Raw genomic sequence first — 12,266 nt, forward strand, 5'->3', positions numbered from 1 at the left:
GCATCAAGGCGCCGGCGTCCAGTCCAGCACTTGCACTGGCTGCGGCGGCACGTTGACCTGGCCTTCGCCATCAACCTGCTGGACGTTTTGCACGAACAGGCTGAGGGTGCCGTTGCGGCGCCACAGTTCGGTGTCGTAACTCGGCTCCCAGGCGCCGACTGAAAATGTGGTCAGATCCTGCACCTGCCACGGCCCGCGCAACACATCGGCGCTGCTGGCCACGGAGACCCTGCTGCCCCGCTCCTCATCGCGAAACACCAGCAGCGCACCGGTCTTGCCGACCATGATTTGCGGCCGCGCGATGGGAATCCGCTTGGTGCCCTGCCCGCCCAGTGAGAACGGCGTCTTGCGGAAATCCAGCGACCGCGCCTGCCAGGCCGTGCCGGTGTTGAAGATCACGTGATACTGCGGCACGCTGGAACCGGCGTCACGCCAATAGCTGGCGATGTAGGGATGGCCATCCTGATCGGCCGCCATCGACGTCTGGTTAATCAATTCGCTGTTCTGCGGAATGTGCAGCGCGTATTCGGCGCTGGCGGCGCTGATCGGCAGCTGGTACGGCGTGCCATCGGAGCGCTCCCACGTCACACCGCCATCGCGCGAACGCGCATACGCCATGTCATGGTTGCTGGCCACGTCCGGCGACTCGCGCCACACCCACGACAGATGCAGCGTGCCGCGATGATCGAGGAACGCCTGCCAATAGGCGTTGCGCTTGCCCTCGCCGGTAATCAGGTTGGTGTGCAGCCGCGTCCAGCGCTGCGTGGCGACGTCGTAGCGATTGATGATCAAGTCGCCGCGTCCCGAGCCGCCCAGCCGGTAGAAGAACAGCAGGTTGCCATTGGGCAGGCGATAGAACTCGGGATACGACACCTCGGCCTCATCGACGCCGACCATGGCCTGCTTCGGCCCCAGCGCCAGCGATCCGGGCGCCACGCCGCGCGCGTAACGCAGCGCATTATTGTGATGGTCCCACGACACATGCAGATAGCCGGCGCCGTCCACCATGATGCTGATGGCGTTATGCGCATCGGCCGCATTGCCTTGCCAGAAGCTGCGCCGCACGGTCCACTGCGTGGCGCCCAGCGCGCGCTTGCCCAGCACCAGATAGCGCTGCGCATCGTAATAGGCCACATACTGCGTGTCGCCCTGGGTCACCAATGAATTCTTGCGAAACACCACCGCGTTGACCGAGTTGTTAGCCCAACCATCGCCAACAACAGCTAGCACCGGCGCGGCAGGAGCAGCAACAGCGGCGCCGATGGACAGCACCAGCAAAACCGTGGAGATTAAACGTTTCATCATGCGCCCATGCTACGCAAACACAAGCGCCACGTCCACCTAGAACGCGACCTCGGCGCGCAGCTGCAAGGTCAGCGCGTTGCCGACGCCGGTCACCGTGTTGGGATGCATCACATACTGCAAGCTGGGCTGCAAAGACAAGCGCGGACTGACCTGGCTCAGATACGTCAGCTCGACCGTCGATTCGGCGCGCTGGTTGACCACGCCGGCGATCTGCTGGCTGCGCAGATAAGCGCTGCCATTGCGCGCAATCGCCACCGCCAGCCCCAGTTCATCGCTGACGCGGCCGGGTACCAGGCCGGTCGCGGTGAGACCCGCGCCGAAGTAACCGTTGAAGCGATTGACGCGACTATCCGCCGCCCCAAGCTGCACGAAGCCGGACACCACCTTCTGCGGCTGCGTGCTCGATTGGTACAAGCTGCGCTCCGCCACCAGATAGGCGCCGCTGGAACCACGTTGCTGGCGCGGCTGTCCGGATGCTTCGAACGCATTCAGCTCGGCAAACCGCGCGGTGTAATACCAGCCGCCGACAGCCAGCTTGCCCTGGTCCGGCGCCAGGCCGGCATTGCGGCCAATGCGCAGGTGGTGATCTTGTGCCGATGCGGCGGGTTCCGGTCGGCTCAGCCACGCCATCTCATAAACCAGCAACAAACCATCGCCGCCACGGAAGGCCGCACTGCCGCCGCCGCTGCGATCCACCGGCACGCCGTCCAGTATGGCGGCGCGCAGGACGACGTTCGGCGCCGGCTTGACCGCGATGCGGGTGCCGACGGCGGTGGCAGGAAAAATCGACGGCCCGCCCTGCCCGCTCTGGGCAAACTCGGCGCCGATGCCAAACGAACTGTTGAAGAACAGCGATGAAGTATTGAGGTGGTAAAACTCGCTGTTCAAATCATAGCGCCCGGCCAGTACCGACAGCCGGCCGTCGAAGAAGTTTTTCTGGATCCAGGCCTCCTCCAGCCGCACGCCCGGCGGTGCCGCCATATTGCTGACGCCTTGCGCGTCCCCGGTCAGGATGGCAGGCCCGGCCTGGTGGGTCGCCATCACATTGAAAAAGGCACTGCTATCCTGCCAGCCCAGAACCCGTTCGCCATCGACGCTGGTCTGCCAGCGCAGCATGCCCTGGTAAGCGCTGCCCCGGCGCGCACCGCCACTCAGGTTGGACACGCCATTGGCATCGTAGATCACGCTACTGGTCGCGGGCGGCGGGCTGTCCTGCGCCGCCGCCCCGGCAACCATCATGCTCAAGCAAACTCCCGCAACGCTACCGCGCATGGCTCCGCCTCCATCAATATTGGGCCCAGTATGCGGTGCAATGCGCATTGCAAACACTCTCTTTGGAAAGGCGGGATGCCGGAACTAGACTTGAATCAATACCACTACAGTTTCCGCATGGAAAATATGAGATAATCGCCACCGCAAATACTGGCGCCCTAAAAAATTGTCGCTATGACTACGCAACACGACCATACTCCCTACCTCGACCAACTGACCGACGATCCGCAATCCTTCTGGGAGTCTCGGATCAAGGCCAGCCGCTGGATGATCATCAAGACGACCTGTCTCGGTGTGCTGGCGGCCGGGCTGGGCATTCTCGGCCAGGGCTGGCTGGAAAAAGCCGCGCCGATCTTCCCCTTCATCAGCCAGAATTATGGTCTGTGGCAATCGGCCTACCTGCTGTCGCTGGTGCTGGTGTTCCTGTTGTGGGCTGCGGCCATGCGGCAGAAATTCGGCCTGCTCCACAATAGCAAACAAGGCCAGAAAACCCAGCGCCGCATCGACGAGCACAATGCCCGCATCGAAGAGCGCCGCCGCGCCAATCGCGAACGCCGCGAGGCGGTCCGCAAGGAACGCGCGGAGCACTCCATCTACTTCAAGGCCACCGGCAAAAACACCGGCACCAGTAAAAAGTTCGACTACTGATCACTCGTAGCGCAGGCAGTCCACCGGCAGCAGCTTGGATGCGCGACGCGCCGGGTAGAAGCCGAAGAACACGCCCACCAGGCTGGAAAAGCCGCACGCCACCACCACCGCCTGCAGGGTGATGAACACATCGAACTTGCCGGTGGCGGTAATCCCGCGCGCCGCCAGCGTGGCCAGCATGATGCCGAAGATGCCGCCCACCAGGCAGATTACCACCGCCTCCGTCAGGAACTGCAGCAGCACGTCGCGCGGCTTGGCGCCGATCGCCATGCGGATGCCGATCTCGCGGGTGCGCTCGGTCACCGACACCAGCATGATGTTCATGATGCCGATGCCGCCGACGATCAGCGAGATGGCGCCGATCAGCCCGAGCAAGGCCGCCAAGCCGGCGCTGATCTTCTGCGCCGTCTCGGCGAACGAGGCCAGGTTATCGATGCGGAAGTCGTCCGGCTGGTCGATCTTGATGTGGTGACGGTCGCGCAGCGTTTCGCCGATGTCCATGATCGCATCCTGCAAATTGCCGCCGGATTTACCCTGCGCCACCACGTAGTGCACATTCCCGGGGAAGGCGGTCTTGATCAGGTTGGCCGACGCCGCGGTGATCGGCACGATCACGTATTCGCTCAAGTCGCCGCCGTCCACCTGCTTGCCTTCGCCGTACAGCACCCCCACCACCTGGAACGAGACGTTCTCGATGCGGATGTATTTGCCCAGCGGATCCTGCTTGTAGAAGAACTGGTCGGCGATCTTGCGGCCGATGACCACCATGCGCGAGGCGGCGCGCACGTCGGCATCGCTGAAGGCGCTGCCCTTGTCGACCTTCCAGCCACGGATCTTGAACATGGCCGGCGTGACGCCGTGCACCGTCTTCGACGCGTTCTCGTTGCCCACCGAGAGATTGAAGCCGCTTTGCAGCACCGGCGCGGCGCCGGACAGCGACGGCAGCTCATTGAGCGCCGCCGCATCGGCGATGGTCATCGCCGGCTGCGCGCCGCTGCGCATGCGCTGCTGTTGCGCGCGGTCGCCGCCGGGGGAGATGAACAGCATATTGGTGCCCAGCTGCTCCAGCTCCTTGGCGATAAAGCGCTTCATGCTGTCGCCCACCGCCAGCAGCAGCACCACCGAGGTGATGCCGATGATGATGCCCAGCATGGTCAACAGCGTGCGCAGACGGTTCGCCAGCATCGAGCGAAACGCCTCTACCACGATCTGTAAAAGGTTCATATGGTTTATACGGTTAGGTTTTCGTGACTCTGCAGCATCTGGCGCAGGCCTTCGGCGGACGGGCCGTCGTACAGCACGCGGCCGTCCTTGAGGCGCATCAGGCGCTTGCTGTAGGCGGCGATGTCCGGTTCGTGCGTCACCAGCAGGATGGTGATGCCGCGTTCATCGTTCAGCTGCTGGAACGAGCGCATGATCTCGACGCTGGTTTGCGTATCGAGATTGCCGGTCGGTTCGTCGGCCAGGATCAGCGGCGGATCGCCCACCAGCGCGCGCGCAATCGCCACCCGCTGCTGCTGGCCGCCGGACAGCTGGTTCGGCGTGCGCCTGGCCATGCCGGCCAGTCCCACGCGCTCCAGTTCCACCAGCGCCTTGGCGTGCGCTTTGGAGCGCGAGACGCCGGCGTAGATCAGCGGCAGCGCCACGTTCTCCACCACGCTCATGCGCTTGATCAGGTTAAAGCTCTGGAACACGAAGCCGATGGTGCGGTTGCGGATGGTGGCCAGCTGGTTGCGCGACAGCGTCAGCGTATCGACGCCGTCGAGGAAGTAGCTGCCGCCGGTGGCCTGGTCCAGGCAACCGAAGATATTCATCAGCGTCGACTTGCCGGAGCCGGACTGCCCCATCACCGCCAGGAAGTCACCACGCGGCACGGCCAGGTCGATGCCGTGCAAGACCTGGGTTTCCACGCTGCCGGAAAAGTAGCTCTTGGTGACCTGGCGGATGTCGATCAGCAGTTCATTGGCCGGCCCACTCACATGCCACCTTCCTTGTCGTTGCCGATGGCGCGGGTGATGACCTTGTCGCCCTTCTTCAAATCGCCGCTCACCACTTCGGTGTAGCGGAAGTTGGACAGGCCGATATTCACGTCCAGCGCCTTCGGCTGGTTTTTCGCGTCCAGCGTGTAGATGCGGAAGGTGCGCGCCAGGTCGGCCTTGGTGCGGAACGAGGCGTCGTCTTCCTGCGGCGCCTCGGTGGCGGTGGCGGCGCTGGCGGCGGCGGAGGCCGAGGCGGACTTGCCGGCGGCGGCTTCGGCCAGCTTTTTCTGCTTCTCGATTTCCTCGTCGCTGAGGCGGAAGCGCAGCGCGGCGGTCGGCACGCGCAGCACGTTCTGGCGGTTGCCCACCAGCAGACGCACCTGCGCCGTCATGCCCGGCTTGAGCAGCTCGTCCTTGTTGTCGACGTCCAGCACCACGTTATACGTCACCACGTTGTTGAGCACATTGGCGGCCAGGCGGAACTGGCGCATGCGGGCGTTGAATTCCTTGTCCGGATAGGCGTCCACCACGAAGCGCGCCTGCTGCCCTTCCTTCAGCGAGCCGACGTCCGCTTCCGATACGCTGGTGTCGATCTGCATCTTGGTCAGATCGCGGGCGATCTGGAACAGCTGCGGCGTGGTGAACGACGCCGCCACGGTCTGCCCCAGGTCGATGGTGCGCTTGATGATCACGCCGTCGATCGGCGACCGGATCACCGAGTTGTCCAGGTCCGCCTGCACCCGTGCCAGCTGCGCCTGCGCCAGCTGGATATTCGCCTGCGCCACGTCGACTTCGCGCTTGGACTGGTCCAGCGCCAGCGGCGAGATGTAGTTCTGCGTCAGCAAGGACTGGTTGCGCTGGTGCGTGGCCTGCGCCAGCTTGAGCGAGGCGCGCGCCGACGCCAGTTGCGCGTCGGCCTGGCGGATCTGCGCGTTGAAGATGGTCGGGTCGAGCTTGAGCAGCACCTGGCCCTTGGTCACGTGGTCGTTGAAGTCGGCCTTCAACTCGCTGACCGTGCCGGAGACCTGCGAACCGATATTGATCAGCGCCACCGGGTTGATGGTGCCGGTGGCGGTCACCGTCTGCGTGATGTTGCCGGTGTCGGCCGCCGCCGTGCGGAAGCGTGGCGGTTCCACCACCGGCGCTTTGTTCCTGGAAAAATACGCGGCCGCGCCGCCGCCGATTACCAGCAGGCCCACGGCCAGCACGATCTTCTTCTTGGTCAGGAAAGCCATTTCTTCAGTGTGTCCCAGGTTGGGATCCGGCGATATGCGGATCAGCTCGACAAGTATTAAACATATTTATCTTTAAAGCAACAACTGCATTTCGGCGGTTTTTTCTGTGCTATGGTTTGCCTCATCATGCTGGAATTCTTCACACCGCCGGACAATCCGTCCCTGCTCCACTTCGGCACCTATTCGCCGCTGCTGGTGGTTCTCTCGATCGTGGTTGCCATCTTCTCATCGTGGATGGGATTGCAAGTCGCCGCGCAAGCCCGCCTGGCCAGCACGCGCGGCCTGCGCGCCGCCATGCTGGCCACCGGCAGCCTGGCCTTGGGCTGCGGCGTCTGGTCGATGCACTTCATCGGCATGCTGGCCTTTAACCTGTGCACCGACGTCGATTACAACCACGCGCTGACCCTGCTGTCGGTGCTGCCCAGCCTGGCCGCCTCGTGGGTGGCGCTCTCCATCATCAGCATGCGCCGCCTGAACGCCGTCTCGCTGATGACGGGCGGGGTGCTGGTCGGCGCCGGCATCGGCGCCATGCACTACACCGGCATGGCGGCGATGGAGATGGCGCTGCAGCTGCGCTACGATCCCGTCATGTTCGCCCTGTCGATCGTGGTGGCGGTGGTGCTGGCCACGCTGGCGCTGTGGATCCGCTTTGGCCTGCGCACGCTGCGCCTGCCGCGCGCGGTGCTCGGCGCCTTGAGCGCCGCCGTGATGGGTTGCGCCATCGCCGGCATGCACTACACCGGCATGGCGGCGGCGCGCTTCGTCGGCCAGTTGCCGGTCGACGCCACGCCGCAGCAGAACTCCACCTTCGTGGCGCTGGCGCTGGCGCTGATCACGGTGGCGGTCACCGTGTTCGCCCTGGCCGCCAACGGCATGCTGCGCTATCGCGAGATGTACCACCGCCAGGCCGAGAGCGAAGCGTGGATGCGGGCGCTGCTGACCACCACCGTGGACGGCGTGATCACCGTCGACCGCGCCGGCGTTATCCAGGAATTCAACGCCTCGGCCGAACGCATTTTCGGCTGGAGCCGTGACGAAATCACCGGCCGCAATATCCGCCTGCTGATGGCCGATGTGGAACGCTCGGAACGCGACGGCCTGCTCAACTACCTGCGCACTGAAGATGCCGCCGTTCCCGGCAAAGGCAGCGAAGTGGTGGCGCTGCGCAAGGATGGCAGCAGGGTGCCGATCCGGCGCGCGCTGGGCCATGCCAGGCTGGCCAGGCGCGACCTGTTTGTGCTGTTCATTACCGACATCAGCGAACGGCGCGCCATCATGCAGGCCCTGCGCGACAGCGAGCAGCAATTCCGTTCGCTGATCGGCAATATTCCCGGCATCTCGTTCCGCAGCAGCATGGCGTTCGACGCCCCGCCGGTCTTCGTCAGCGACGGCATCGAGCGGCTGGCCGGTTATCCCGCCAGCGATTTCGTCGGCGCCCAGCGCATCCGCACCCTCGGCTCGCTGATCTGCGAGGAAGACCGCGAACGCGTGGCGGCCGAGATTTCGCGCAGCGTCGCCGAGCTGGCGGCCTACCAGGTCGAGTGGTGTCTGATTCACGCCGACGGCAGCCGGCGCTTCATGTGGGAGCACGGCGCGGTGACGGCCGACGAAACCAATCCCGGGGTCCGCTGGATCGACGGCGTGATCCTCGACATCAGCGAACGCCGCGAGATGGAGCAGGTGCTGCGCCAGGCCAAGGAGACGGCGGAAAAGGCCGCCGCCGCGCGCGCCAGCTTTGTCGCCAACATGAGCCACGAAATCCGCACGCCGATGAACGCCATCCTCGGCTTCACCGACGTGCTGCTGGATACGGCGCTGGACTCCGATCAGCGCCGCCACCTGGACACGGTGCGCAAGGAAGGCCGCTCGCTGCTACGCCTGTTGAACGAAATCCTGGATACCGCCAAGCTGGATAAAGGCGCGGTGGAACTGGAGCCGGACGATTACAGCCTGCTTGGCCTGATCGACGAACTGGCCTCCACCTTCGGCAGCAACGCCCGCAGCAAGGGGCTGGTGATCGACATCGCCTACGACGCGGCGCTGCCGGCGTGGCTGCACGGCGACGAGCTGCGCATGCGCCAGATCCTCGGCAACCTGCTGGACAACGCCATCAAGTTCACCTCGGTCGGCAAGGTATGCCTGCGCGCCACCGAACAGCAAGGCCAGTTGCATATCGCCGTGGAAGATACCGGCATCGGCATCGCGCCGGAACGCATCCACGCCATCTTCGATCCGTTCACGCAGGCGGATGCCTCGATGACGCGCCGCTTCGGCGGCACGGGCCTGGGCACCACCATCAGCCGCCAGCTGGTCGGCCTCATGGGCGGCAAGATCTGGGCCGAGAGCACCCCAGGCGTGGGCACCACCTTCCATGTGCTGCTGCCGCTGGAACCGGCGCGCAACGGCCAGGCGCAGAGCAGTGAGCGGTTCGACTATCCGCTGCCGCCGCTGCACATCCTGGCGGCGGACGACGTGCCGCAAAATCTGGAGCTGCTGTCGCTGCTGCTGGCCAAGCGCGGCCACACACTGGAGCGCGCGCAGGACGGCACGCAGGCGGTGCGCATGTCGGCCGAATATCATTACGATGTGGTGCTGATGGATATGCAGATGCCGCTGATGGACGGCCTGGCGGCCACCCGCACCATCCGCGCGCGCGAACAGCGCACCGGCGACCCGCGCCTGCCGATCGTGGCGATGACGGCCAGCGTGCTGACGGCGCACCGCGAAGCGGCCGCGCTGGCGGGCATGGACGGTTTTGCGTCCAAGCCGGTGGACTGGCACGCGCTGTCGCACGAAATTGCGAAGGTGCTCAATCTGCCGGCCCTGGCGTCGGCGCCGCCGCCGGCCGAGGCGCCGCGCCAGCGCGTGCTCAATCAGAAAGCCGGCCTGCAACGCTGGGGCGACGAGGAAGCGGCCTATCATCAGGCGCTGCACCGCTTTGTGGCCGATTACAGCAGCGCCGCCGCCACGCTGGCCAAGTTGCTGGCCGACGGCAGCGAGGCGCGTCTGGCCGAAGCGCAGGCGTGGAGCCACAAGGTGCGCGGCGTGGCCGCCAACATCGGGTTGGAGCAATTGGCCGCCACGCTGGCGCAAATCGAGAAGCTGTGCGGATCGCCGTTGCGCGACGGCAGCGGCGATGGCGCGGGTGATGGCGTGGTTGCCAGTACCGGGGCCGACGCAATGCCGCGCAGGCGCGCCACAGACTTGCAGGACCAGGCGGTACGCTGTATCTCGGTCGCGCTGAAGACCGAACTGGCGCAGGCGCAGCGTACGCTGGCCGGCCAGCTGGACGCCGCGCTCAGCGCCATCCACGCACTGGCGCCGCCGCGTGGCGCGCGCCTGGCAGCGCCGCCGGCTGCCGTCTTCGACCTGTCCATCGCGCGCCAGAAGTCTGCCGCGCTGCTGCCTTCGCTGCAACGCGGCGCGCTGAACGACGCCGCCCTGACCGCATTGCAAGCCGCCCTCACCGGCGCGCCGCCGCACCTCGTCCAGCCACTGAACGCCGTGCTGGACGCCTTGAACGATTTCGACTTCCCGCAGGCCTACGCCGCACTGCAAGCATTACAGGCCAGCCTGGCCACGGAGACCCCATGATCACTACCCACCAAGCCAACCAGCCGCAGATCCTCGTGGTCGACGACGAGGCCAGCAATCTGCAACTGCTGCGCCACATCCTGCAGGACCACTACCGCCTGCTGTTCGCCAAGGACGGCCCGCGCGCGCTGGAACTGGCGCGTGCCGAACAGCCGCAACTCATCCTGCTGGACGTGATGATGCCGGGGATGACCGGCTATGAAACCTGCCGGCATTTGAAAGCCAATCCGCTCACCGCCAACATCCCGGTGATCTTCGTCACCGCCCTGAGCGACACCGACGATGAAGTGATCGGCTTTGAAGCCGGCGCGGTCGACTACATCACCAAGCCGGTCAGCCCGCCGATTGTGCGGGCGCGCGTGCGCAACCATTTGTCGCTGGTGGGTGTGGATGAACTGAAGAAGACCCGCCTGGAAATCGTCCAGCGCCTTGGTCTGGCGGCGGAATTCAAGGACAATGAAACCGGCCTGCACGTGATCCGCATGAGCCACTATGCCAGGATCCTGGGCCTGGCCATCGGCATGACCGAAGCGGAAGCGGAAGACCTGCTGCACGCGGCGCCGATGCACGACGTCGGCAAGATCGGCATCCCGGACAATATCCTGCGCAAGCCCGGACCGCTCGATGCGGAAGAATGGAAAGTGATGCAGTCGCACGCCAGCATCGGCGGCGACATCATCGGCCGTCATCCGCACGGCATGCTGGCCATGGCCTACGACGTCGCCGTCACCCACCATGAAAAGTGGGACGGCAGCGGCTATCCGAATGGCCTGCAAGGTGAAGAGATTCCGCTGGTCGGCCGCATCGTGGCGATCGCCGACGTGTTCGACGCATTGACCTCGGCGCGGCCGTACAAGGCAGCGTGGCCGGTGGAGAAAGCCATCGACCATATGCTGGCGCAGCGCGACAAGCATTTTGAAGGACGCCTGGTCGACATCTTCATTAAACAGATGCCCGCGCTGCTTGAGGTCAAGCAGCGCTGGGCAGAGCATTAACTAGGCCACCAGGCGTTCGCTGCGTCCCGCCAGGCGCGCCATCACGCTCACCGCGTGATCGATCTGCGCCCGGGTGTGGCCGGCGTTCATCATGAAGCGCAGGCGCGCCTGGCCGACCGGCGCTGCCGGGAACTGGATCGAATCCACGTGCACGCCTTCGGCGCGCAGCTCCATCGCATAGCGCTGGCAGGTCTCCGCATCGCCGATCAGCACCGGCAGGATCGGCGTGGCGGTCGAGATAATCGTGTAGCCCAGCGGCGCCATCTGCGCGATGAAGTAGCGCTGGTTGTCCCACAGGCGCTGGCGGCGCTGCGGTTCTTCTTCCAGGATATCCAGCGCGGCCAGCAGCGCCGCGGCCTGGTCCGGCGGCGGCGGGCAGGTGAAGCCGTAGGCGGAACTGGTCAGGCGGATCACGTCGCCCACTTCCTTTTCCACCGCGACGAAACCGCCGATCGAGCCGAGCGCCTTGCTCAGTGTCCCCATCTGCATGATGTTGGTGCTGTAGCAGTTGAAGTGCTCCGAGGTGCCGCCGCCGTTGGCGCCGAGGATGCCGGTGGCGTGGGCGTCATCGACATACAACAGCGCGCCGAAACGTTCGGCCAGCGCCACCAGCTCCGGCAGCGGCGCGATCGTGCCTTCCATGCTGAACACGCCGTCGCTGACGATGATCGGCGTGGTGCCTTCGGTGGCGCCGGCCTGCAGCAGCGACTCCAGGTGGTTCATGTCGCAATGGCGGTAGTTGTAGCGCAGCGCGCCGGACATCTGGATGCCTTCGCGGATCGAGATGTGATTGAACTCGTCCGAGTAGTAGGCGTACTTGTGGCGCTTCCTGGCGCGGAAGCCATGCAGGCGCGCCAGCGTGGCCGCCTTGACGATCGACGACAGCACGCCGATGTTGGTCATGTAGCCGGTGACGAACAGCACCGCGTCGCTCTTGTGCTTCAAAGCGCCGAGGCGGCGCTCCAGCTCACGGTAGACTTCCAGGTCGCCGCCCAGCAGGCGCGACTCGCAATTGCCGACGCCATAGCGGTCCAGGCCATCCTTGGCGGCCTGCACCAGGCGCGGGTGGTTGGCCAGCGCCAGGTAGTTGTTGGTGCTGAAGGACACCACGGTTTCCCCTTCGGTCACGAAGGTTGGATCGGGCAGCGTGCTATGCACCGCCGAGTCGTGGTAGATGGGGTGGTGCTGGAGCCAGGCGGCGATATCGCTTAAGTCGTGCATGATGTGGAAGACCGAAA

Annotated in this window: 9 protein-coding genes; 3 read left to right on the forward strand and 6 right to left on the reverse strand. The window is 65.1% G+C overall.

What is annotated here, in order from left to right; genetic code table 11:
- Positions 1-3: 3 nt before the first annotated feature.
- Together GTP55_RS07550 and GTP55_RS07555 are read right to left on the reverse strand one after the other, a co-directional pair.
- Positions 4-1,305 carry a BNR repeat-containing protein gene (locus GTP55_RS07550; RefSeq protein WP_202423616.1) on the reverse strand — a complete coding sequence of 434 codons (1,302 nt, stop codon included), beginning with the start codon at positions 1,303-1,305 and terminating at the stop codon, positions 4-6.
- Positions 1,306-1,341: 36 nt separating this feature from the next.
- Positions 1,342-2,544, reverse strand: coding sequence for a carbohydrate porin (locus GTP55_RS07555; protein ID WP_229257833.1), 1,203 nt, complete (start codon positions 2,542-2,544; stop codon positions 1,342-1,344).
- Positions 2,545-2,751: 207 nt separating this feature from the next.
- Between GTP55_RS07555 and GTP55_RS07560 the strand changes: the two genes are divergently transcribed.
- Complete coding sequence (locus GTP55_RS07560; protein ID WP_202423617.1) at positions 2,752-3,225, forward strand: hypothetical protein; 474 nt, start codon at positions 2,752-2,754, stop codon at positions 3,223-3,225.
- On the opposite strand, the gene GTP55_RS07565 is transcribed toward GTP55_RS07560, so the two are convergent.
- Genes GTP55_RS07565 through GTP55_RS07575 form a run of 3 tightly spaced genes read right to left on the reverse strand, consistent with a single transcriptional unit; the run spans position 3,226 to position 6,439 of the window.
- Positions 3,226-4,449: an ABC transporter permease gene (locus GTP55_RS07565; RefSeq protein WP_229257817.1), complete on the reverse strand. Its 1,224-nt coding sequence runs from the start codon at positions 4,447-4,449 to the stop codon at positions 3,226-3,228.
- A gap of 5 nt (positions 4,450-4,454) precedes the next feature.
- Entirely contained in the window at positions 4,455-5,204 is a 750-nt protein-coding gene (locus tag GTP55_RS07570) for an ABC transporter ATP-binding protein (RefSeq protein ID WP_371868303.1), read from the reverse strand.
- Entirely contained in the window at positions 5,201-6,439 is a 1,239-nt protein-coding gene (locus GTP55_RS07575) for an efflux RND transporter periplasmic adaptor subunit (protein ID WP_161044338.1), read from the reverse strand. The genes GTP55_RS07570 and GTP55_RS07575 overlap by 4 nt, the downstream gene beginning before the upstream one ends.
- Positions 6,440-6,565: 126 nt before the next feature.
- Between GTP55_RS07575 and GTP55_RS07580 the strand changes: the two genes are divergently transcribed.
- Positions 6,566-10,033 carry an MHYT domain-containing protein gene (locus GTP55_RS07580; RefSeq protein WP_229257818.1) on the forward strand — a complete coding sequence of 1,156 codons (3,468 nt, stop codon included), beginning with the start codon at positions 6,566-6,568 and terminating at the stop codon, positions 10,031-10,033.
- Positions 10,030-11,028, forward strand: a complete 999-nt coding sequence (locus tag GTP55_RS07585) for a response regulator (RefSeq protein WP_161044340.1) — start codon at positions 10,030-10,032, stop codon at positions 11,026-11,028. The genes GTP55_RS07580 and GTP55_RS07585 overlap by 4 nt, the downstream gene beginning before the upstream one ends.
- On the opposite strand, the gene GTP55_RS07590 is transcribed toward GTP55_RS07585, so the two are convergent.
- Positions 11,029-12,249, reverse strand: a complete 1,221-nt coding sequence (locus GTP55_RS07590) for an aminotransferase class I/II-fold pyridoxal phosphate-dependent enzyme (RefSeq protein ID WP_161044341.1) — start codon at positions 12,247-12,249, stop codon at positions 11,029-11,031.
- Positions 12,250-12,266: the final 17 nt, after the last annotated feature.

Origin of the sequence: Duganella margarita (assembly GCF_009857535.1) — a bacterium.
Taxonomy (GTDB): domain Bacteria; phylum Pseudomonadota; class Gammaproteobacteria; order Burkholderiales; family Burkholderiaceae_D; genus Rugamonas; species Rugamonas margarita.

Excerpts from the sequence above, each read along its gene's own strand:
- GTP55_RS07550 (WP_202423616.1), bottom strand. The coding sequence starts at position 1,305 with ATGATGAAACGTTTAATCTCCACGGTTTTGCTGGTGCTGTCCATCGGC.
- GTP55_RS07555 (WP_229257833.1), bottom strand. The coding sequence starts at position 2,544 with ATGATGGTTGCCGGGGCGGCGGCGCAGGACAGCCCGCCGCCCGCGACC.
- GTP55_RS07560 (WP_202423617.1), top strand. The coding sequence starts at position 2,752 with ATGACTACGCAACACGACCATACTCCCTACCTCGACCAACTGACCGAC.
- GTP55_RS07565 (WP_229257817.1), bottom strand. The coding sequence starts at position 4,449 with ATGAACCTTTTACAGATCGTGGTAGAGGCGTTTCGCTCGATGCTGGCG.
- GTP55_RS07575 (WP_161044338.1), bottom strand. The coding sequence starts at position 6,439 with ATGGCTTTCCTGACCAAGAAGAAGATCGTGCTGGCCGTGGGCCTGCTG.
- GTP55_RS07580 (WP_229257818.1), top strand. The coding sequence starts at position 6,566 with ATGCTGGAATTCTTCACACCGCCGGACAATCCGTCCCTGCTCCACTTC.
- GTP55_RS07585 (WP_161044340.1), top strand. The coding sequence starts at position 10,030 with ATGATCACTACCCACCAAGCCAACCAGCCGCAGATCCTCGTGGTCGAC.
- GTP55_RS07590 (WP_161044341.1), bottom strand. The coding sequence starts at position 12,249 with ATGCACGACTTAAGCGATATCGCCGCCTGGCTCCAGCACCACCCCATC.